Consider the following 20,412-nt stretch of genomic DNA (forward strand, 5'->3'; position numbering starts at 1 on the left):
GGGAAAAGCCGTGCCCGGGGATGCAAACTCCCGGGCCGTGCGAAACACGATCGATGATCTCCTCCGTTGAGAGTGCCGGTAATTGAGAGGCGTTGCATGAGGGACGGGGCAGACCTTTAAGTGATAGGGCGAGTATACCCCGGTAAGTATGAAGATCGTCGTCTCTGTGGAGAATGTCGGCGTTATCGACGAGGTGGTAGAGTATGCCCCGACATTCATCGAGGTCAGGCTCGACCGGATGGAGGGAGACCCGCTGGACCAGGTCCGTGCGATCCGGGAGAAGACCGCAATCCCCCTGATTGCCACGCTCAGGAGCAGGGAGGAGGGCGGGAGGTTTGTCGGCGATGGGGACCTCTGGACCCGGATCGTCGGGCCGATAGCACGGTACGTCGACTTCGTGGACGTGGAGGCACGCTACCGGGACCACGCGCCGTTCATAAAGAGCCAGGGGGTTCAGATCCTTGCATCGCTGCATACGAACGAGATGCCCTCCCCCCCGGAGCTCGGAAAGATCGAGGGCATGCTCAGGTCCTACGGCGATATACCGAAGATCGTCGTGAAACCCCGCACCGCAGACGACCTCATGGCGCTCGTCACGTTCACCCACCAGGCCCAGAAACCCATATGCACGAGCATCATGGGCGCCGAGTTTCGCTACGCCCGGGCTGTCCTGCCGCTCTTCGGGTCGGAGTTCGTCTTCTGCCATGCCGGCACCCCGACAGCGGAAGGGCAGTACCATATACGGGAGATGCGGCAGATTGCGGATCTGCTGAAGTAAGAAGGGGATGAGGTTGGTACTGTCTGTGCCGGGTTTTAGGAGGCGAGAGGGATTCCTAACTCAGGATGTTTCGCATTTCTGTACGCAATCTGGGGCCAGGTGACCCCCCGAAGGACGAACCCACTGTCCACTGTCGCTTGCACCTGATAGCGCATACACGCCTTCCCAAGCCGTATAACGAGATAAAGTCCCGCACGGTGGACCGTGGTGGATATCGCGTCGGGAGGGTGGGGACAATGGGGAGTGCGAGCGAGAGCGAGCATGAGAAACCCGCAGGGTTTCGAGGGGGGAGACACCCCGCCCCGCCTCCTTACTCCTCGCCGAATCCCCGGTACTTCGCCTGCTCAAGCATTGCGTCGATGATAACAAGCGCGAGCATGCACTCGGCGACCGGGACGATGCGGGGGGCGATGCAGGGATCGTGCCTCCCCCCGACCGATATCTCCCGCTCCACCCCGGCCGCATTGACGGTCCGCTGCACCCGGCGTATCGAGGGCGTCGGCTTGACGGCAATCCGGACGATGATATCCTGCCCGGTGCTGATCCCGCCGAGGACGCCGCCCGCGTGGTTGCTCAAAAACCCTGCCCCGGTGATGGGGTCGTTCATCTCGCTCCCGAGCAGCCGGGCGGCGCCGAACCCCTCGCCAATCTCGACGCCCTTCACCGCACCGATGCCCATCATCGCCCCGGCGATAGCAGCGTCGAGCTTCCCAAAGACCGGGTCCCCGAGGCCTGCCGGGCACCCGGTCGCCGTCACCTCGACAATGCCGCCCACGGAATCCCCCGCGTCCCGGGCGGCCAGGATCTCTTCCTCCATCGCCCCCGGCTCCGTCGCCCCGTGCACCTCGACGACCCTCCCGCTGACCGTGATGCCGTAAGGGGCAAGGCAGCGCACCGCTACCGCGCCGGCCGCGACCCGGGCAAGGGTCTCCCGGCCCGAGCTCCGCCCACCGCCCCGGTGGTCGCGGAGCCCGTACTTCGCCTGGTAGGTGTAGTCCGCGTGCCCGGGCCTGAATACATCCCGGAGCGTATCGTAGTCCCCCGATTGGACGTCCCGGTTCCGGACGACGAGCGCTATCGGGGCGCCGGTCGTCCTCCCCTCAAACGTCCCCGAGAGGATCTCCACCCGGTCAGGCTCCTGCCGCGCCGACTCAAAGGGGCTCTTCCCCGGCCGCCTCCGGTCGAGGTAGGGCTGTATATCCGCCTCCGTGAGGGAGATGCCGGGCGGGCAGCCGTCGACGACCACACCCACCGCCTTCCCGTGGCTCTCACCAAACGTCGTGCACCTGAAGTTTCTCCCAAACGTGTTCATAGAAGCATCTCCCTCACCAGTGCAGGCGAGACCGCAATCCCGGTGATCAGCCGGAACTGCTCCACCGCCTGGTGGACGAACATCTCCGTGCCAGGTATCGTCTCGCACCCGGCCTCCTTCGCTGCCCTGATGAGGGGCGTCTCCGGCGGCGTGTAGACGAGATCAAAGATGGTCATCCCCGCTCTAAGGTCGCGGGGGGCAAGAAGGCTCCGGGTGTCGGGCTCCATCCCGACCGGGGTCGCATGTACCACTACATCGGTGTCGCTCCCCCTGAACTCTTCGAGTCCGCCCCACCGGCACCCAAACCGCTCCGCGAGCCTCCGCGCCGCATCCGGCGTCCGGGCAAGCACCGTCACATCCATATCGAGCGATACGAGGGCATAGGCCGCTGCGGCCGCCGCACCGCCGGCGCCGAGCACCACCGCCCGGGCGCCCCGGCGGTGGGCGAGCGGGGCCCGCACGCCCAGCCAGTCGGTGTTATGGCCATACATCCGGCCGCCGCATCTGACGACGGTGTTCACCGCCCCGATAGCCGCCGCGTGGCCATCAACCTCGTCGATGTGGCGCAGAACGTCGGCCTTGAACGGGATCGTGACGGAGAGCCCTTTCAAGGGGAGAAAGTTTGCGAGGCGGATGATGGTCTCCGCATCCGGCCACTCGAAGCGGGTGTAGTGGTAGCGCATACCGAAGTGAGCAAAGAGCCGGTTGTAGAGGAGCGGGCTTCTGCTGTGGGCGCAGGGGTTGCCGGCGATGGCGCATACCCGGAGCCCCGGGTCCTGCTCGATCATATCCCCGAGATCCGCAAGCCCGAACCTCTGGAGGAGGACGTTGCGCTCTTGTCTATCGTCCGGGGAGAGCCCTGCATCGCCGCCGATCTGCCGGAGGATCAGGTCCACAGCCTCACCGGGGGTGCGGGTGCCGGTATCGATGCAGGCATCGGCCGCGCCCAGGTAGGCCTCCTTCCTCCGGGCAAGGAGCGCCTGCACCTCTTCTGCCGGTGGAAGGTCCGTCAGCCCCGGCCGGTCGCTCCCTGCGATCCGCTCCTGGATGACGTCGGGCGCGGCTGAGAGGAGGAAGACCGTGCCGTGCCACCGGAGATCCGCGACGTTTGCCGGGTCGAGGACCGCCCCGCCGCCGGTGCTGATCACGCCCTCCGCGTCCCGGAGCGACGCGATCGCCTCCCGCTCGAGCGCCCGGAAGCGTGCCTCCCCGTGCCGCCGGAAGATCTCCGGGATCGGCATCCCGGCCCGGCGCTCGACCCGCGCATCGGTATCGAAGAACGGCAGCCCCACCCGCTCAGCGAGGATCCGCCCAACCGATGTCTTCCCGGTCCCCCGGAAACCCGTGAGGACTATCTTCATAGCAGTCCCTCCCCGTAGAGCGCGTCCCAGAACCCGGGAAAGGACTTCTCCACGCACCCGGGTTCAAGGATCGCCATGCCCCCGACAGCGAGTCCGAGCACCGCAAACGCCATCGCCGTCCGGTGGTCGTCGTGCGGGTCGACGGCCACGCCGTGGAGGGGAGCGGGCGTGATGGTGAGAGAGTCGTCCGCGACCCCGACCTCTGCACCCATCCTCCGGAGGGTCTCCGCCGTCACCCCGACGCGGTCGCTCTCCTTGTACTGCAGGTGCGCGATTCCCGTAATCGTCGTCGGCGACGCTGCCGTCGCCGCCACCGCCGCGAGCGTCTGGACGGTGTCGGGGGACGAGGACATATCGATATCGATACCCTGGAGGTCGTCCGTCCGCTCCACCGTCACCGCATCCCCGGTCGCCGTCACCCGGCACCCCATCGCCTCGAGGGCATCGAGGAACCGGCGGTCACCCTGGACCGAAGCCGGGTTTAAGCCCGTGACCGTGACCCTCCCGCCGCAGACGGCCGCGACCGCGAAGAGGTAGGATGCCGACGAGTAGTCGCCCTCGACCCGGTAGTCCCTCCCCCGGTAGGCTACACCGCTCTTCACCCGGAACCAGTCGTAGCCCCGCCGCTCGAGCCGGGCGCCGAACCGGAGCATCACGTCCGCGGTCACATCGAGGTACGAGCGGGATGCGGGGAGCGCCGGGAGCACGAGTTCCACGTCCTCGCCCGCATACGGCGCCGCCATCAGGATGGATGAAATGAACTGGCTGCTCATGCTCCCGTCGATCTGCGCCTTCCCGCCCCGGAGCCTGCCGGAGACCCGGATGGGCGGGAACCCCGGGCGGCCGGTGAACGCGACGTCGCCGCCGAGGGCCAGGAGGGCATCGGCGAGGGGGCCGATAGGCCGCTCGAGCATCCGGGGATTGCCCGTGAGCACCACCGGGTGCCGGGAGAGGAGGGCTGCCGAGGTGAGGAGCCGGAGGGTCGTTCCGGAGTTCCCGCAGTCGATCGTGACCTCTCCCGGTGCCGGGAAGGTGCCGCTGCATCCCGTGACGGCGATCTCCCCCGGGAGCCACTCGATCGGCACCCCGAGGCTCTCGAGCCCGCGGGCGGTCAGTTCGGTATCGGCGGCGCGGAGCGGCGCTGCGATCCGCGACCTCCCGGAGGCGAGCGCCGCGGCGACCAGAGCCCGGTGGGTGTAACTCTTGGAAGGAGGCGCCTCGAACACCGCATCCACCGGTCCGGTCCTGGATACCCTGACGATCATATGCCCGGCACCTCCAGACGGGCGTAGCACCCGAGTTCCCTGACGGCGGTCATCCCTTTGAGTTCCTCCTTTGCCTCCTGCCATCCTTCGGAGACTTCAAGGTCGATGAAGAATATGTAACTCCCGATCCCGCGCCTGGACGGCCTTGATTCAATCCGGGTCAGGTTGATCCCCCGCCGGGCAAAGACCCCGAGGATCTCGGCAAGGAGCCCGACCCGGTCGGTCTTCGGGTCCACGAGGAGGCTGCACTTTGTGCACCCCGAACCCCTGCAGGGGGTGGAGGAGATCTCCACAAACCGGGTTGTGTTCTCCCGGCTGTTCTGGACGTCCCGGAGAGCGATGGGCAGGCCGTAGATCGTCGCCGCCATCTCGGGGATGACCGCGCCGGCGCGGCTGTCTCTCTGCATGGCGACAGCGCTTGCGGCGTTGCTGCTCGTATGCACGACCTCCACCCCGAGGCTCTCGAGGAGGATGGAGCACTGCTCATGCGTCTGCGGGTGGGCGTAGACGACCGAAAGTCGCTCCGGCTCTTCCCGGGCTGCAAGGTGGTGCCGGACGGGCATGTAGGCCTCTCCGGTGATAGAGACGCCGAACTCTACAAGCCCCTGGAGCGTCTCCCCCACGCCGCCCGCCTCTGAGTTCTCGATCGGCACAAGCCCCTCGGCTGAACCCCCCGCCACGCGCTCGATGATGGCGCGGATCGTCGGCAGGAGTTCGATATCGTCGCCGTAGAGCCGGGCGGCGAGTTCGTGGCTGAACGTCCCGGCCGGCCCGAGGGTCAGGACCGTCATCGGTTCACCACATGGTTGATGAGGTCGTCCGTCTCTTCCGTCGCGGCCGCGAGGTAGGAGGCGTAGTGGGCGGCGTTCTCCGCGAAGAACGCCTGGAACCGTTCGCCATCCCCGGACTCCACGATCTCCCGGAGCGTCCGAACCGCCGCCTCGAACTTGCTGAGCACCTCCGGGACGGCCGGGTTCAGCTGGAGCATGTCCCCGTAGAGCCCGGCGTCCTGGGCGAGGAGCCGCCCGACGAACCCCATCTCGATCCGGTAGACGGGGCTCGTGAACGCGAGGGTCTCCCCGACGTCGGCGCCGGTCCGGCGGATGGCCTCTGCCTTTGCAAGCGTCCCGAAGTGGGTGAGCCCCTGGATCACCGCCATCATACGGTCGTGGCCTTCCGGTGTTGCAAGGGTGATCGCCGCACCCTGGTCGCGGAAGACGGAGAGGACTCCGTCGAGGGTCTCTTTGCCGCACCGGGCCGGGGTTGCGACGATCGTCTGGCCCCGGAGCGATACGGCGCCCGGCCCGAACATCGGGTGGAGGCCGATCACCTCCGCACGGGAGGAGAGCATCGCCCTGACTGGTTCGACTTTGAGAGACGTCAGGTCGCAGAAGACCTGCTCTTCCGAAAGGAGCCCCGCAACCTCCCGGATCACCCCGACAGTGGTGCGGATAGGGACCGAGACCATGACAAGGTCAGCCACCTCCGCGACGTCCCGGTTGGTGAGGGGCGTCGCAGTCCCCGAGACGATCACCTCCCAGCCGGCCGCCTCAAAGACCCCGGCAAAGAACCGCCCCATCTGTCCCGTGCCGCCGATGATGCCTGCAAGCATTGCCGTCACTTCTCCAGGATCGTCTCAGCGACGGCGATGCCGAAGTGGCGCCCGCCCTCCGCGACGTTGCCGAGCACCCGGTCGCCCACCGCGAGACCGGCGACCGATATGGGTGTGCCGTCCTCTCTGACGAGCCGGATCGTCTCGGCGTTCTGGAGGACCAGGCTCGCCTTTGCGTCACCGGCCTTAGCCTCGACGAGGAGGAGCGGGCGGCGCTCGATCTTCACCCTGCCGACGACCGCCTCATGGGTCGCGCCGGTATGCTCCGCGACGAGCACCCGGTCGCCTGTCGCGAGGTCGGCGAGGTACGCGGTCTTCCCTTCGGGGAGGAGAATGTAGGCGTGCACCGCTCCCGCGTTCACCCGGAACGGGCGCGGGGCCACGTAGGGGTTCTCCAGGGTCTCGGGATGCACCATCAGGAACGCCGAGGAGGTGTTGCCGACGAGCATCCCCTCCCCGTCGGTGAGGAGCGAACAGGTGTCCACGCAGACCCGGTCACCCATGCCGACAGGGGCGACCCGGGTCACCTCGAACGGGACGAGGGGGACCTCTGCGCCGGCATCAGCGATTGCCTTCGCCACCCGCCGGATCTCTGCCGGGTTGTCGGTCGAGAGAAGGATGCCCGCCGCCCCGCGTTCGAGGGCGGTCAGGGCGACCGTCGCCTCGTCGGCGCTCGTGACTGCGGCGATGATCCGGTCCGATTGTGCGACGAGGTTCTCAAGCGGTATGACCGTCCAGTCCCGTGTCCGGACGATGACCGGGCCCATGCGGGAGAGCCGGAGCGCCTCCTCCTCGGTTGCCTTATCGACGATCTCGACCTCGAAGACGTCTTTCCCCGGGACGAGGTCGCCATTATCTGCGACGGTCATCACCCGCCCGAGTTCCCGCACGCGTTCGACGTCATCCGTCACCAGGGCGTCCGCACCGCTCTCGATTGCGGTGGTCGCAAGGTCCTTCCTCCATGGCCTGATATCGACCCAGAACTGCTTCATCGCTCACGCTCCAGCGCCTCGGCCGGGCTTTTGCCCTCGTGCACCACCCTGCAGATCGAGCCTATGAACCGGCCGGGGTCTTCGCGCTGGAAGGCGTTCCTTCCCATGCAGACACCCGCTGCGCCTGCCCCGATTGCATCCCGGATGGTCGTAAGCGTCTCGAGGTCCCCGCCCTTCTCGCCGCCGGCGATCATCACCGGCACCGAGCAGGCAGCGGTGATCCGGCGGAATGTCTCCGGATCGCCTGTGTAACTCGTCTTGATCAGGTCGGCCCCGAGTTCCTCGGCGACCCGGACACAGTGCCCGATCGCCTGGGGCGATGTGGGCTCGATCCCCTTGCCGCGGGGGTAGATCATGATCAGGAGCGGCATCCCCCAGCGGTTGCAGTCCCTCACCACCGCGCCCGCCGATTCGAGCATCCTTGACTCGTTCGGCGCGCCCAGGTTGATGTGGATCGAGACCGCATCGGCGCCGAGCGCGACCGCCTCTTCTACAGTGCAGACGAGTACCTTGTCGTTTGGGTCCGGGTTCATCGATGTGCTCGCGGAGAGGTGCACGATGAGGCCGATGTCCTTTCCGCGCTTCCGGTGTCCACCCTTCACCATGCCCTTGTGGAGGACGATGGCGTTTGCCCCGCCCTCGCTCACGGCGTTGACGGTCTCCGTCATGTTGCAGAGCCCCTCGATCTGGCCCATCGTGAACCCATGATCCATGGGAATGATCACGGCGCGGCCGGTGTTCCGGTCCATAATCCGCTCCAGGCGGATCTCTTTTCCTATCATCTTCATCACGTCCGGAGGATCTCTACTGCTTCCTCTGCCGACCGCCCTTCATGGATGATCAGCGCCGCGGCATGGATCAGGCGGTCAGGTGCCGGATGCTGGAAGGCGTTCCTCCCGATCGATATGCCTGCGGCACCCCCTTCCATAGCCCCCTCCACCAGATCGAGGATCGCGCGGTCGTCGGTCTTCGAGCCTCCTGCGACCACGACCGGAACCGGGCACCCCCGGGTCACCTCCCGGAACGAGTCCGCATCGCCGGTGTAGACGGTCTTGACGATATCGGCGCCGAGCTCCGCCGCCACCCGTGCGGAGAGTTTGACGCTCTCGAGGTCGTGCTCATCGGCGACCTTCCTGCCTCTCGGGTACATCATCGCGAGGAGCGGCATCCCCCACTCCATGCACGCGACCGCGACTCTGCCCAGGCCTTCAAGCATCCTCGCTTCGGAGTCGGCCCCAACGTTGATATGCACCGAGACGCCGTCGGCGCCCATCTTCAGGGCGTTTGTGACGGTGTTCACGAGCACCTTCTCGTTTGGGTCAGGGCCTATGCTGGTGCTCGCCGAGAGATGCATGATAAGGCCGACGTCCCGCCCATGCCCCCGGTGCCCGTGCAGCGCAAGCCCCACATGACCGATCACCGCGTTTGCTCCGCCCTCGGCGACGAGGTCGATGGTCCTCCCGACGTCGACCAGCCCCGGTATGGGGCCAAGCGTCACCCCATGGTCAAGCGGCACGATGATGGTCCTGCCGGTATTCCGATCCATGATACGTTCCAGACGAATCTCTTTTCCTCTCATAACCACAGTCCTCCCGGATGCGAGTGAGTACAGTCTCCGGGAATGATTTAAAACCGGATAAAATAGCGATAGAACGCTGCCGCTCCGTGATAACAGATACCGGCGGTCAAAAACTGATGTGTCGCTCCTGCGAGGGTGGTTACTCCGTTAACCGATATAAAAGCAGTCACCGGCGAAAAAACATTCACCACGCATTGCATGTATCGTTATGCGTTCTTATATAAAAAACTGATGGCTAATCGCGCATGAAATGAATCCGTGACCGGCCTGGCCGTCAGACCGGCCCAACCGCCGTGAAAAAAGTATGGCGGTTGCCTTATTTCCGGCTCTTTCTGAAGGATATGACGTCGCCGACGGTCATGGTCACCCGTCCCGGGCCGCTGGCGGAGGTGCTGTCTTCGGCCGAATCGATCAGCCTGATGTTGAGTGCTTTCTCAAGTTTTCGCCGGACGTCGTCTTCGGGGATGAGGTCTCCCTTCTCGATCTTCCGAATGAGGACTTCCCGTTCTTTTATCGCCTGTGCGAGGTCGAGAGCGGACCATTCCTTCTCTTCACGGGCGGCACGGATCCGGTCGGCATAATCGTCGACGATCTCTCCTTCCATCAGGTCAAAGACGTCCCGCGGCTTCCTCCGGGTCTGCGGGACGGCGAGTCCCGGCTTCTTCTGTGGGGCACCTTTCCGTCGTGGTTGCTGGACTTCTGTACCGTGTTTCGCGCATCGGGCGCAGACGCTGAGTTCTGCACCCTCAATCTGTATAGTTTTCGACGGTCCTTGCATGGGAGCGCCGCATAGTTCACACTGCATAAGTCTCGCAAACAACTTTATATTCATTTTAACCTATATAATTAATCGAGGAGACCTATGGGAGATATCGCTCGGCAGGCACCAGAGAAAGATACAGGTGAAGACATCTACCAGTATCTCCTGGAACGAATAACGAACCTCGAAAACCGAAACCTGGAGTTACGCGAGCAGTTCCGCCAGATGGAGTCCGAGAAACGATACGTTGAGACCCAGAAGATTCGCTACGAACGCGAGCTGCGAAAACTGAAGAGCGAGATCGAACAACTCAGAAGCCCCCCTCTCGTGATCGGGACGGTTACCGACGTTATCGACAACAGCCGGGTGATTGTGCGAAGCAGCGCAGGACCGCGGTTTCTGGTCCGTACATCGCAACTTATCGACCCCGATCTCCTCAAACCGGGGGTCCGGTGCACGCTCAACCAGCAGTCCCTGGCAATCGTGGATGTGCTCCCCACGAGCTACGACGCGCAGATCTACGGGATGGAACTGGTTGAGTCTCCGGAGGAGACCTACGAGAACATCGGCGGCCTTGAACCGCAGATCGAGGAGGTCAGGGAAGCCGTCGAGCTCCCCCTGACAAAGCCGCACCTCTTCGAGAAGATCGGCATATCCCCGCCGAAGGGCGTGCTGCTCCACGGGCCGCCCGGGACGGGGAAGACGCTCCTCGCGCGGGCGGTGGCCCACCAGACGAACGCGCACTTTCTCCGTGTGGTCGGCTCGGAACTGGTGCAGAAGTACATAGGTGAGGGGGCCCGCCTGGTCCGGGAACTCTTCGAGCTTGCGAAGCAGAAGTCGCCATCGATCATCTTCATCGACGAGATCGATGCGATCGGCGCGCACCGGAACGACTCGACGACGTCCGGGGACCGCGAGGTTCAGAGGACGCTGATGCAGCTCCTGGCGGAGATGGACGGGTTTGACAACCGGGGCGACGTCAAGATCATCGCCGCGACCAACCGGATCGATATCCTCGACCGCGCCCTCCTCCGCCCGGGCCGGTTCGACCGGATGATCGAGATACCGCTCCCTGATCACCAGGGGAGGCTTGCCATATTAAAGATCCACACCCTGAACATGAGCCTCGGCGAGGATGTCAACCTCTCAGAGGTGGCCCGGCTCACGGAGGGCAAGAACGGCGCGGACCTCCGGGCGATATGCATGGAGGCGGGCATGTTTGCCATCAGGATGGAGCGCGATACGATCAACAGCGACGACTTCATGAAAGCAATCGACAAACTCTCGGTGGACTTCGACCGGCACCACTTCCATACCACCTTCGGCGAGATGTTCGCCTGAAGGTGCCTTCATTTTTTGCGGCACTTCTTTTGAATCCAGACCTGACAGGTCCGTACGGCAAGGCCGTTGCGCAACAGGAACCGTGCCCGTTGCGTTAAGTGCAATGTCTGACAAAGCAGGAAATCGTCCCAAAAGTGCTCAGCGATCGAAGATCCGCCTGATGTAGAGCACTCTTACGCGGATTTTCGAAGAAATTGGCATTCTACAGCGTCGAATTGGAGATACGGCTTCCTACCGAGTATCGCCACGCGGGGGAAGGACCAGGAGGGGGCGGCCCCCTCCCGGTTGAGGGTTTTGGGAACAGCCTCTATTTTAGGCCATGTAGGAAACCTTCTGCCGGAGGTCATACCCATACCGACCCTCGTCAACCGGGTGATATCCAGGGTTGGATGAAGCATTTCTACAGCCCCTGCCCGACCTACCCGGCCGGGTACTCCTCTTCGGCGCACCAGACCTCGAGAACCGTATCGCCGGGATCCGTCCGGTCGGCATACGCCTCCGGCGTCGCGCCTTCGTCCATCCATACGGTATCGACCATGTGGTCCCCGGCGATCCGGTAGAGGCAGCGGTACCGCCACGGGTGTTCGGGCTTCACATCCCGCTCATAGATCTGCCGGGCAAGGTCGGACGAGCAGAAGATGCCCTCCTCAGGCTCGAAGAGGACCTCCTCGACGTATCGCTGGATATACCACCGGAGCTCGGAGGCGAGTGCAAGCGCACTCCCAAGCGACGCCGTCCGGATGCATATACCATACGCGAGCCGGTCGGGCTGATAAAAGCGAAGGGCCCCCCTGCTGGTATCGGATTTGAGCAGGGTGGCATAGAGGTCAACCCCCTCCGGCTGAATGAGGAGGACGTTCATCGTCTATCTGATGGACCGGAGAGACCGATAAGGATTCCTTTAATATCCATGGATGGAGGAATCCCCATCAGGTATACATGCGGCTATCGGGTGCCGCCACTTCGCGCTTCACCTTCTTGATCGCCGCGAGGAAGTCTTCCCGGTCGATGGCATCGGCATCCCGCCGGATCGCCATCATGCCGGCCTCGCGGCAGATCGCCTGCAGCTCCGCACCGGTGGTGTTCCCGGCGAGTTCCGCAAGCTCGGCGAGGTCCACGTTCCCGGAAAGGGACATCTTTGCGGTGTGGATCTTCAGGATCTCAAGGCGTGCTCCGGCGTCGGGGAGCGGAACCGCGATGATCCGGTCGAACCGGCCGGGACGGAGGAGGGCCGGGTCCAGCATATCGATCCGGTTGGTCGCCGCCATGATCCGGACGTTGCCGCGGTTCCCAAAGCCGTCCATCTCCGCGAGGAGTTGCATCAGCGTCCGCTGGACCTCGGCGCTGCCGGAGGTTCCGTCGTTGGTGCGCATGCTCCCGATCGCATCGATCTCGTCGATGAAGACGATTGCCGGAGCGCGTTCCCGGGCGAGGATGAAGAGCTCCCGCACGAGTTGCGCGCCCTCCCCGATGTACTTGTGGACAAGTTCACTCCCGGACATCCTGATGAACCGGGCCTTGGACTGGCGGGCAACAGCCTTTGCGATCAGGGTCTTTCCCGTGCCTGGCGGCCCGTAGAGGAGGATGCCTTTCGGGGGCTCGACGCCAACGCGCTCGTAGATCTCGGGCTTCGTGAGCGGGTACTCGACCGCTTCCCTGACCTCCTCGATCTCGTCTTTCAGGCCGCCGACCTGCTCGAACGTGACGTTTGGCTGTTCGTCGAGTTCCATGACCCTGACCCTCGAGTCGTAGGTGTTGGCGATCGTCTTGACGACGGAGAGCGTGTTGTTCACCGCCACCTTCATTCCGGGCTTGAGGATGCGGTGGAGCTTCTCGCTGACCGTGGTGACGTACTCCTGGTTGTTGCCCTGTTGCCGGAGATACACCTCGCCGTTCTCCAGCACATCGACCACAGCGGCAACAAACAGCGGCACCCTTTTTAACTGACCGTTCTCTTTTCGGAGTTGCAGGACCTCCTTCTCAAGCAGCTCATTTTTTAGTTTGTAATCCAGGATCTGCGCCTTCAGGTCCTGAATCTGGAGGGTGAGCATGTCGTGCTCGCTGCCAGGATTGCTGCCAATGGTTTCGTCCATGTCACTCATATAGTTGGATCTCCAACCACATTATAGTGTGGTGGCAGTGATCATGCAAGGCAGAGGCATATCCCGTGGTATAGGTAACGGAGAGCTCCTCGTATCGTCTGAACCTATATCGTTCCTCTCGGGCGTCAACCCCGAGACCGGTATCATCGTGGAGAAGGGACACCCGCTTGAGGGGCAATCCATAGCCGGGCGCGTCCTCGCCTTCCCGTATGGGAAAGGGTCGACAGTCGGTTCTTACGTCATCTACGCGCTGAAGCAGAACAATCTAGCCCCTGCGGCGATCATCAATACCGAGACCGAACCGATCATTGCGGTCGGGGCGATCATCGCGGAGATCCCGATGGTCGACCGTCTCCCGCCGGAGTTCTCCTGCCTCGCACCCGGCACCCGGGTGACGGTGAACGGGGATACGGGCGAGGTATCATATGATTAAGACTGCTTGATGCCCCCTGTGCAGACCTACTACGACATCCTGGGTGTCGCCCCAGACGCGACCCCCGAAGAGATCCGGGTCGCTTACCGGAATCTCGCTAAACGGTACCATCCGGATGTCAACCCTGCTCCGGATGCAGGCGAGCGGTTCATCGCCATCCAGCAGGCATACGAGACGCTGATCGACCCGGAGGCCCGGGCGCGCTACGACCTCGCTCTCCAGCAGGGAGGTGCCGGCCCCGGGCCGCATGACCCGTTCCGGCCCCGGGCGGCCGGAGCGGAAGGACAGCCGGCATGGACGCCAGGGTTCACCTGGAGAGCACAGGCGCCCGGTTCCAGGACCGGGTGGATCGGCCTCATAGTGATCCTGGTCGTCTGGGGCATGGCGATCATCCTCATGCTCGTGTTATCGCTCCTCTCCCGTCTGGTTACGGGCGGCAGGCGGCAGTAGCGCCCTTTCGTGCCGGGAGAGGGCATCCCTTCCATCCGCCCCCCGGAACGACAGGACCCTCCTGGTGCCGGGAGTCCCGGCAGTAACCGGTCCTGCCGTTCCGGAGGGCGGAGAGGCCCGGAACCCGCGGCGCGCCGGATCACGCGAAACCTTATCAGGTGGAACCACTTCTCAACACCTCCACCATGTTCGTACAGGGTTAGTCATCCCTGGGTGAGTGTGATCCGCATGGAGAAAGTGAAACGATACCGGTGCAAGTACTGCAACTACGTCTACTCCCCGCTGCGGGGCGAACCCCACCGCGGCGTCCCGGCAGGTACCGCGTTTGAAGACCTCCCGGAGGACTACATATGCCCGGTCTGCGGTGCGACCGGCAAAGGCCCGATCGGGGCGTGGGGATTCGAACCCTGGGAGCCGACGAAGTACGTCTGCAAGATCTGTGGCTATGTGTATGACAAAAGTCGCGGCGAACCGCTCCGCGGCTACCCGAAAGGCACTGCATTCGAAGACCTGCCGGAGGATTATACCTGCCCGGTCTGCGGGATGGATCCGAAGATTACGAGTTTCTACGGACCGGTCGGCAAGGCGCAGTTTGACCCCATCATGGATGTCTGACCCAGGAGGCGATCCAGCCCGGTCTCTCTCTCCCGGACTTTTTATAGGCGGGCTCCCCGGCGCTTCACCCCATAAGGCGCATGGCCAGAGGTCGCCGTGGAGCGCGCCCGCCCACATATCGATGCCGCCGGGAACACGATGCTCCGACACGATGCAACGATTTCCTGCGGGGGCACTTCCTCTCGGAAGCCGTAGTATTCGGTAGAGCAGAACCAATCCGTGTAGACAAACCGGTCTTCTCAAATAGTGACGAATGCACCAACCTTAGGGAGACAGAACAGTTACTCGCGAGAAGGGTAATTATCCACAGAGAGTGTAAGCGTTGAACACTCACATATCATACAAATTTGCGGCAGATGGTGGCGGATGGATTTCTTCAGTAATATTCTTGGACAGGGGAAGAATGCGAACCCCTCGATAAAGCAGGGAACCTCTCAGTTTGAGGCCGGGAACTACAGCGAGGCGGTGAAGAGTTTCGAGAAAGCGCTCAAGATCGACCCTGAAAACGGCCCGGTCCGACTCTCCATGGGCCTGGCGCTCGCCTGTCTCGGCAGGGACGGCGAAGCCGCAGAGTGGCTCAGGAAGGCTCTCGAGTCTTCTCCCGGCGATGCCGAGATACTGCGAAGACTGGGGCACACTCTCGCCCGGACCGGCGATTATGAGGAGGCCGCCGGATGTTTCGAGAGGATCGTTGAAGCAAACCCCGCGGATACGAACGCCGCGTACTGGCAGGGAGAGATGCTTGAGAGGCTCAACCGGTATGCCGATGCGGCGGCAGCCTACGCACGAGCGCTGGACGGAGATCCGGAGGATGTTGTCCTGCGGGAGAGACTCGGGAGAATGCTCGAGCGAACCGGTGACTTCGGGGAAGCGGCGGCCTGCTTTGAGCGGATCCACCGGGTCAACCCCGGCAACACCGATGCGCTTGCGAGAATAGGGGCCGCCCTCCTGTATAAGGGAGATTACCCCGGAGCCGTCGAGTCGTTCGGCCGGGTGCTCGATACAGAACCCCGCAACCTCAACGCACTCTACGGCAAGGCCCGGGCGTTCGAGCACCTCGGCCGGTTCCTGGACGCCGCCGGCTGTTACGGGGAGATCGCAGCCGCCGATCCGGGGAACCTCCCTGTTCTGTACCACCGCGGCTCGCTCCTCCTCCGGGCGGGAAGATATGTGGAGGCGATGGACTGCTTCGATAAGGTCGCCCTTGCCGATCCGGACCATATCCCTGTGCGCTATTCCATGGGCCTGGTCTACGATACGCTCGGCCGCTACGACCGGGCGGTCAAGAACTTCGATCATATCCTGAAGCACGATCAGGGTCAGGTCCACGTGTGGTACTCCCGCGGCATGGCGCTCTTCCACCTCGGCCAGTACGCCGAGGCGATCCGGTCGTTCGACCGTGTGCTTGAGAACCGGGCAATGACCGGGATGAAGTGGATCGGGAGCAGCACCGACCTTGCGCTCTTCGAGCGAGAAGAGGCTGAAAACCCCCGGAAGCCGAAACCCTTGAAGTTCGATGCCCAGAATGATATCGTCCTGAACTGCCGGGGAGTTGCGTTGCTCCACCTGGGGAGGTACGCGGAGGCGCAGGAGAACTTCGAGCACATCCTCGAGGCCGACCCCGGAAACATCCCCACGCGGCTGCAGAGTGGCACCGCACTCATCCACCTTGGCAGGTATGACGAGGCAAACCGCTGCCTGGACGCGGTTCTTGAGAAAGAGCCGCATAACGCCGTAGCCCGTTCGATGAAGGCGGACGTCCTCATGAACCTTGGCAGGTACGGCGACGCGCTGGCATCTCTTGACAGGATTCAGGACGCCGGTGGAGACGACCTCCATCTCCTGCATAGGAAGGGAGATGCCCTGATGCACCTCTCCCGGTATGCGGAGGCGGCGGAGACGTTCGGTGCCCTCCTCGATATCAACCCCGGAGATACGGCAGCGGAGAGGTGCAGGGGAGACGCGCTCATGCACCTTGGCGAGTACGGGAAGGCGCTCACCTGCTATGACCAGGCACTTCAGGGCGACCCGGCTGACCGTGTCGCCCGGCTCGGTCGGAGCACGGCGCTCGAACGTCTCGGGCGGTATGCGGAGGCGCTCGAGTCCGCCGACCAGGTGGCGGAGGCAAATCCCGGAGATACCGGGATACTTGCCCGGAAGGCACGGATCTTCGAGGACCTCGGGCGCCACACTGCGGCGGCTGACTGCTACAAAGCCCTCCTTGCAGCAGACCCGGACGCCGGGGGATACCTGGTGAACCTCGGAGTCGTCCTCGCCACGCTCGGGCGGTATGAGGAGGCTGCCGAACTGTTCGGGCAGGCCATTACGGCCGACCCGGGCGACCTCTTTGCATGGTTTAACCGGGGCCGGGCCCTTGAGCGGATGGGGCAGTACGCAGGTGCAGCGGAGTGTTATGCAAGAGTGACCGACGGGCGGCCGGAAGATACCGGTGCCTGCTTTGCGCTCGCCGTCGCACTCGCACAGCTCGGCAGGCACCAGGAGGCGATTGCATGCTGCGACCGGGTGCTCGCCTCCGACGCCTCGAATGCGGCGGCCATAAAGATCCGGGCAGATATGCTGGAAGCCGTCGGCAGGCACGAAGAGGCGGGCGAAGCGTATGAGTCCTACCTGAAGAACTCTCCCGACGATCGGGATGCGAGAATGGCGTTCGGCATGGCACTCGAGCGGGGCGGGAGGTTTGGCGACGCAATCCGGCAGTACGCGCTGGTGCTCAAGGGCGATGAGCGTGACACCGAGGCATGGTACACCCTCGAGAGCGCTCTTGTGCATATGGGACGGTATGAAGAGGCGCTGGAGTGTTCCAACGGCATCATCGAGGCCAGCCCGGAGAACCGGGCTGCCTGGCAGCGGCGGGGTGAGATCTTCATGTGGCTCGGGCGTTACGCCGACGCGGTGGAATGCTTCGAGAAGGTGATCAGGGCCGACCCGGCCGACACCCTCACCCTGCGGAGACTCGGGGAGGCGCACGAGAAGGCCGGCAGATACGAGGATGCCCTCGCCGCCTACACGCAGGTGCTGGAACGGGAACCGACAAGCATCGAGAGCCTGCATGCCCGGGCATCGGCCCTCATCCATCTCGGTCGTTACGGGGAGGCGGTCAAGCCGATAGACAAGATCATCGTCCTTCAGACTGAGAACCCTGCCGCCCTCTTTATGCGGGGGACGGTGCTCGAGAAGGCGGGCAGGTACGACGACGCTCTCGCGAGTTACGAGAAGGCGCTCTCAGTCGACCCGGAGAACGCGGCCGTCTGGAACGCTACGGGGGTGCTTATGGATACGCTCGGACGGCATGCCGACGCCGTCAATGCGTTTGATGCGGCGATCGGTCTGTGTGACGGGGACGCCCATGCCTGGCTCTGCAAGGGGATTGCCCTCGGCCATCTGAGCAAATACGATCCAGCAGTCGCCTGCTTCGAGAGGGTTCTGGAGGCGGACCCCCGCCATGCTCGGGCATGGTACCTGAAGGGGAGAGCACTTGACCGGCAGGGCAGGTTTGCGGAAGCGGTGGAGTGCTTCAGGAAGGCACTCGAGAGCGAGGGAGAGTTATGAGGGATAGGCATCTGCACGGCATCCTGCTGCTGATCGTGGGCGTCCTTGCGGTCCTCGTCGTCAGTTCAGGCTGCACCGTGAGCGAAGGCACAGCAGCGAAGGTGGAGTCCGGAGATACGGTGGAGGTCCACTACACCGGCACCTTCGAGAACGGGACGATCTTTGACAGTTCCACCGGGCGTGAGCCGCTCGTGTTCACCGTCGGCAGCGGCAGGGTGGTCCCCGGGTTTGACGCGGGCGTCGTGGGGATGCGGCAAGGAGAGACGAAGACCGTCCACGTCCCGGCCGACCAGGCATACGGACCGTACCGGGAGGACCTCGTCTTCGTCGCCGACCCGGCCGATATCCCCGGCGGAGAGAACCTGACCGCCGGAGATCAGGTTGGGATAACCCTCGCGAACGGGCAGATGCTGCCCGGGAGAGTCACCGGCATATCGGCCGATGCAATCACCATCGACGCAAACCATCGCCTTGTGGGCGAGGATCTCACGTTCACCGTCAGTCTCGTCGAGATCCGGTAGAGGTCACTCTTTTCTCTCCCCTCCGGTCGCCCCCGGCGTGACGAGCACCTTATCGACCCGGTGGCCGTCCATATCGAGAACTTCGAACCGGAGATCCTTCCAGGTGAACAGGTCTCCGGCCTCGGGTGTCCGCTCGAGATACATCATAACAAACCCGCCGAGCGTCTGGTAATACCCGCGCTCCTCTCCGGGAAGGGTATCCACGTTGAGGAGGTCATGAAACTCATCGATCGGGAGCATTCCATCGAGAAGCCATGATCCGTCTTCACGGCGAACCGCCGGTCCCTCCGGCGGGTGCGCAGCCGACGGGATGCCGCCGACGATCGCCTCCATAATATCGTGTACTGTGACCAGTCCCTGGATGCTCCCGTACTCGTCGGTGACAAGGGCGATTCGCGCTCCGGAGGTCTTGAACTCATCGAGGACCGCCAGTGCCTGGACGCTCTCGGGCACGAAGTGGGCGGGCTCGATAGCCGTTGCGAGGTCGGGGGGTTCGCCCGAGATCATACGGGCCCAGAGGTTGCGGACGGAGACGATGCCAAGCAGGTTGTCCAGGTGCTCGCGGTAGACCGGGAAGTAAACGTGCCTCGACTCCACCATCTTGTGCCAGTTCTCCTCAAGGGGGTCCTCCACATCTACGGCCACGACGTCGGGCCGCGGGGTCATCAGCACGCTGACGCGTCGGTCGCCGAGGCGGAAGACGCTCTCCACCATATCCTGCTCCGCCTCCTGAAAGATGCCGGCCCGCGTGGCCTGCCCGATGAGGACCCTGATATCCTCTTCCGTGACCTCAGGCCCCGAAGGTTGCCGCACCCCGAACACCATGAGTATCGCCTCGGTTGAAGCGGCGAGCAGCCGGACAAGCGGTGCGGCGGCCCTGGAGAGGAGCCGCATCGGACGTGCAACCAGGGATGCGACCCGTTCGGCGTTACTCATGGCCAACCGCTTCGGCACCAGTTCGCCGATCACGAGCGTCAGGTAGGTAATGGCGGCGACTACGGTTACGACCGCAAGCGGGCCGCTGTACGGAGCAACCAGGGGGATACCGGCGAATACATCTGCGAGAGGTCCCGCGAGCGTCGCCCCGCCGAAGGCTCCGGCCAGGATCCCGACGACGGTGATACCGATCTGGACTGTGGAGAGGAACTGTGTCGGATCCCCGGCAAGTTCGAGAGCAGCCGCCGCCCCGGCGTCGCCGACCGCTGCTCTCTTCTGCAGGCGTATCGACCTTGCAGAGATGAGCGCAAACTCAGCCATCGAGAAGAAGCCGTTTGCAAGTATCAGCAGGATGACAATCAGGATGTTGGTGGCGACAGGCATCTCACGGCTCTCCCCGGCAAAGGATTTAGCATACTTTTACCGAACTCTCACTTATGCGTATCGACACCGGGGGGCGCACTCCAGAGGAGTTCCTCCCGGGAAGCACCCGAAGCCCCTCGGGGACAGGGGTTCCCCCCACCGGGAACTGCACGGGTGAACCGGGCGAGACTCCCCTGCTGTTCGCGCCTGACGATACGGATCTGTCGAACTGACCCCGCCGGGAGATGCGCTCATCGGTAGTGCTCCAGCATATACCTGATAATTGATCTCAGAGGATCTGACCGAATTACGTTGCGCACCAACCCGCGTTCATGACACAAAATAACCTGGGGAGAAGATTTCCATTATCGGGCTCTGGCGAATCCCTATTCTGGCTGCCATTCTTCCCTGACGAGATTGGT

Annotated in this window: 19 protein-coding genes; 7 read left to right on the plus strand and 12 right to left on the minus strand. The window is 63.7% G+C overall.

Annotation, left to right across the window (positions count from 1 at the left end; all coding sequences use genetic code 11):
* The first annotated feature begins 148 nt into the window (after positions 1 to 148).
* Positions 149 to 778, plus strand: a complete 630-nt coding sequence (locus BP846_RS10555) for a type I 3-dehydroquinate dehydratase (protein ID WP_292395157.1) — start codon at positions 149 to 151, stop codon at positions 776 to 778.
* 310 nt (positions 779 to 1,088) lie between these two features.
* Here BP846_RS10555 and aroC read toward each other — a convergent pair whose 3' ends face one another.
* The 9 genes from aroC to BP846_RS10600 all read right to left on the minus strand — a co-directional run bounded on the left by aroC (position 1,089) and on the right by BP846_RS10600 (position 9,704).
* Positions 1,089 to 2,090, minus strand: a complete 1,002-nt coding sequence (gene aroC, locus BP846_RS10560; RefSeq protein ID WP_292395159.1) for a chorismate synthase — start codon at positions 2,088 to 2,090, stop codon at positions 1,089 to 1,091.
* A complete protein-coding gene (gene aroE, locus BP846_RS10565) occupies positions 2,087 to 3,451 on the minus strand; it encodes a shikimate dehydrogenase (RefSeq protein ID WP_292395161.1) in 1,365 nt (454 codons plus the stop codon). The genes aroC and aroE overlap by 4 nt, the downstream gene beginning before the upstream one ends.
* Positions 3,448 to 4,716: a 3-phosphoshikimate 1-carboxyvinyltransferase gene (gene aroA / locus BP846_RS10570; protein ID WP_292395163.1), complete on the minus strand. Its 1,269-nt coding sequence runs from the start codon at positions 4,714 to 4,716 to the stop codon at positions 3,448 to 3,450. Before aroA ends, aroE begins: the two co-directional genes overlap by 4 nt.
* Positions 4,713 to 5,507, minus strand: a complete 795-nt coding sequence (locus BP846_RS10575; protein ID WP_292395165.1) for a prephenate dehydratase — start codon at positions 5,505 to 5,507, stop codon at positions 4,713 to 4,715. Before BP846_RS10575 ends, aroA begins: the two co-directional genes overlap by 4 nt.
* Positions 5,504 to 6,328 carry a prephenate dehydrogenase/arogenate dehydrogenase family protein gene (locus BP846_RS10580; protein WP_292395167.1) on the minus strand — a complete coding sequence of 275 codons (825 nt, stop codon included), beginning with the start codon at positions 6,326 to 6,328 and terminating at the stop codon, positions 5,504 to 5,506. The genes BP846_RS10575 and BP846_RS10580 overlap by 4 nt, the downstream gene beginning before the upstream one ends.
* Positions 6,329 to 6,333: 5 nt before the next feature.
* Positions 6,334 to 7,320 carry a 3-dehydroquinate synthase II gene (locus BP846_RS10585; RefSeq protein WP_292395169.1) on the minus strand — a complete coding sequence of 329 codons (987 nt, stop codon included), beginning with the start codon at positions 7,318 to 7,320 and terminating at the stop codon, positions 6,334 to 6,336.
* Positions 7,317 to 8,102 (minus strand): 2-amino-3,7-dideoxy-D-threo-hept-6-ulosonate synthase, encoded by a 786-nt coding sequence (locus tag BP846_RS10590; RefSeq protein WP_292395196.1) that lies wholly within the window; start codon positions 8,100 to 8,102, stop codon positions 7,317 to 7,319. The genes BP846_RS10585 and BP846_RS10590 overlap by 4 nt, the downstream gene beginning before the upstream one ends.
* 5 nt (positions 8,103 to 8,107) lie before the next feature.
* Positions 8,108 to 8,899, minus strand: coding sequence for a 2-amino-3,7-dideoxy-D-threo-hept-6-ulosonate synthase (locus BP846_RS10595; protein ID WP_292395171.1), 792 nt, complete (start codon positions 8,897 to 8,899; stop codon positions 8,108 to 8,110).
* Positions 8,900 to 9,215: 316 nt separating this feature from the next.
* Positions 9,216 to 9,704: a multiprotein bridging factor aMBF1 gene (locus BP846_RS10600; RefSeq protein ID WP_292395173.1), complete on the minus strand. Its 489-nt coding sequence runs from the start codon at positions 9,702 to 9,704 to the stop codon at positions 9,216 to 9,218.
* A 57-nt stretch (positions 9,705 to 9,761) separates the two neighbouring features.
* On the opposite strand from BP846_RS10600, the gene BP846_RS10605 reads away from it, so the two are divergent.
* Complete coding sequence (locus BP846_RS10605; protein ID WP_292395176.1) at positions 9,762 to 11,000, plus strand: proteasome-activating nucleotidase; 1,239 nt, start codon at positions 9,762 to 9,764, stop codon at positions 10,998 to 11,000.
* A 418-nt stretch (positions 11,001 to 11,418) separates the two neighbouring features.
* On the opposite strand, the gene BP846_RS10610 is transcribed toward BP846_RS10605, so the two are convergent.
* Both BP846_RS10610 and BP846_RS10615 read right to left on the minus strand, forming a co-directional pair.
* Entirely contained in the window at positions 11,419 to 11,862 is a 444-nt protein-coding gene (locus BP846_RS10610) for a DUF5804 family protein (RefSeq protein ID WP_292395178.1), read from the minus strand.
* 67 nt (positions 11,863 to 11,929) lie between these two features.
* Positions 11,930 to 13,102, minus strand: coding sequence for a proteasome-activating nucleotidase (locus BP846_RS10615; RefSeq protein WP_292395180.1), 1,173 nt, complete (start codon positions 13,100 to 13,102; stop codon positions 11,930 to 11,932).
* A 43-nt stretch (positions 13,103 to 13,145) separates the two neighbouring features.
* Between BP846_RS10615 and BP846_RS10620 the strand changes: the two genes are divergently transcribed.
* From BP846_RS10620 to BP846_RS10640, 5 genes are all read left to right on the plus strand, one after another.
* Entirely contained in the window at positions 13,146 to 13,535 is a 390-nt protein-coding gene (locus tag BP846_RS10620) for a DUF126 domain-containing protein (RefSeq protein ID WP_292395182.1), read from the plus strand.
* A gap of 9 nt (positions 13,536 to 13,544) precedes the next feature.
* Positions 13,545 to 13,985, plus strand: coding sequence for a J domain-containing protein (locus tag BP846_RS10625; RefSeq protein WP_292395184.1), 441 nt, complete (start codon positions 13,545 to 13,547; stop codon positions 13,983 to 13,985).
* A gap of 228 nt (positions 13,986 to 14,213) precedes the next feature.
* On the plus strand, positions 14,214 to 14,600 hold the full coding sequence (locus BP846_RS10630; RefSeq protein WP_292395186.1) for a rubredoxin: 387 nt from the start codon (positions 14,214 to 14,216) through the stop codon (positions 14,598 to 14,600).
* A gap of 366 nt (positions 14,601 to 14,966) precedes the next feature.
* Positions 14,967 to 18,170 (plus strand): tetratricopeptide repeat protein, encoded by a 3,204-nt coding sequence (locus BP846_RS10635; protein ID WP_292395188.1) that lies wholly within the window; start codon positions 14,967 to 14,969, stop codon positions 18,168 to 18,170.
* Positions 18,167 to 18,691 (plus strand): FKBP-type peptidyl-prolyl cis-trans isomerase, encoded by a 525-nt coding sequence (locus BP846_RS10640; protein ID WP_292395190.1) that lies wholly within the window; start codon positions 18,167 to 18,169, stop codon positions 18,689 to 18,691. Before BP846_RS10635 ends, BP846_RS10640 begins: the two co-directional genes overlap by 4 nt.
* A gap of 3 nt (positions 18,692 to 18,694) precedes the next feature.
* Here the strand turns inward: BP846_RS10640 and BP846_RS10645 are convergent, their stop codons facing one another.
* Positions 18,695 to 20,011, minus strand: coding sequence for a hemolysin family protein (locus BP846_RS10645; RefSeq protein WP_292395192.1), 1,317 nt, complete (start codon positions 20,009 to 20,011; stop codon positions 18,695 to 18,697).
* Between the last annotated feature and the right edge of the window lie 401 nt (positions 20,012 to 20,412).

Origin of the sequence: Methanoculleus sp. UBA303 (assembly GCA_002501655.1) — an archaeon.
GTDB lineage: Archaea > Halobacteriota > Methanomicrobia > Methanomicrobiales > Methanoculleaceae > Methanoculleus.

Excerpts from the sequence above, each read along its gene's own strand:
- BP846_RS10555 (WP_292395157.1), top strand. The coding sequence starts at position 149 with ATGAAGATCGTCGTCTCTGTGGAGAATGTCGGCGTTATCGACGAGGTG.
- aroC (WP_292395159.1), bottom strand. The coding sequence starts at position 2,090 with ATGAACACGTTTGGGAGAAACTTCAGGTGCACGACGTTTGGTGAGAGC.
- aroE (WP_292395161.1), bottom strand. The coding sequence starts at position 3,451 with ATGAAGATAGTCCTCACGGGTTTCCGGGGGACCGGGAAGACATCGGTT.
- aroA (WP_292395163.1), bottom strand. The coding sequence starts at position 4,716 with ATGATCGTCAGGGTATCCAGGACCGGACCGGTGGATGCGGTGTTCGAG.
- BP846_RS10575 (WP_292395165.1), bottom strand. The coding sequence starts at position 5,507 with ATGACGGTCCTGACCCTCGGGCCGGCCGGGACGTTCAGCCACGAACTC.
- BP846_RS10580 (WP_292395167.1), bottom strand. The coding sequence starts at position 6,328 with ATGCTTGCAGGCATCATCGGCGGCACGGGACAGATGGGGCGGTTCTTT.
- BP846_RS10585 (WP_292395169.1), bottom strand. The coding sequence starts at position 7,320 with ATGAAGCAGTTCTGGGTCGATATCAGGCCATGGAGGAAGGACCTTGCG.
- BP846_RS10590 (WP_292395196.1), bottom strand. The coding sequence starts at position 8,102 with ATGATAGGAAAAGAGATCCGCCTGGAGCGGATTATGGACCGGAACACC.
- BP846_RS10595 (WP_292395171.1), bottom strand. The coding sequence starts at position 8,899 with ATGAGAGGAAAAGAGATTCGTCTGGAACGTATCATGGATCGGAATACC.
- BP846_RS10600 (WP_292395173.1), bottom strand. The coding sequence starts at position 9,704 with ATGCAGTGTGAACTATGCGGCGCTCCCATGCAAGGACCGTCGAAAACT.
- BP846_RS10605 (WP_292395176.1), top strand. The coding sequence starts at position 9,762 with ATGGGAGATATCGCTCGGCAGGCACCAGAGAAAGATACAGGTGAAGAC.
- BP846_RS10610 (WP_292395178.1), bottom strand. The coding sequence starts at position 11,862 with ATGAACGTCCTCCTCATTCAGCCGGAGGGGGTTGACCTCTATGCCACC.
- BP846_RS10615 (WP_292395180.1), bottom strand. The coding sequence starts at position 13,102 with ATGAGTGACATGGACGAAACCATTGGCAGCAATCCTGGCAGCGAGCAC.
- BP846_RS10620 (WP_292395182.1), top strand. The coding sequence starts at position 13,146 with ATGCAAGGCAGAGGCATATCCCGTGGTATAGGTAACGGAGAGCTCCTC.
- BP846_RS10625 (WP_292395184.1), top strand. The coding sequence starts at position 13,545 with ATGCCCCCTGTGCAGACCTACTACGACATCCTGGGTGTCGCCCCAGAC.
- BP846_RS10630 (WP_292395186.1), top strand. The coding sequence starts at position 14,214 with ATGGAGAAAGTGAAACGATACCGGTGCAAGTACTGCAACTACGTCTAC.
- BP846_RS10635 (WP_292395188.1), top strand. The coding sequence starts at position 14,967 with ATGGATTTCTTCAGTAATATTCTTGGACAGGGGAAGAATGCGAACCCC.
- BP846_RS10640 (WP_292395190.1), top strand. The coding sequence starts at position 18,167 with ATGAGGGATAGGCATCTGCACGGCATCCTGCTGCTGATCGTGGGCGTC.
- BP846_RS10645 (WP_292395192.1), bottom strand. The coding sequence starts at position 20,011 with ATGCCTGTCGCCACCAACATCCTGATTGTCATCCTGCTGATACTTGCA.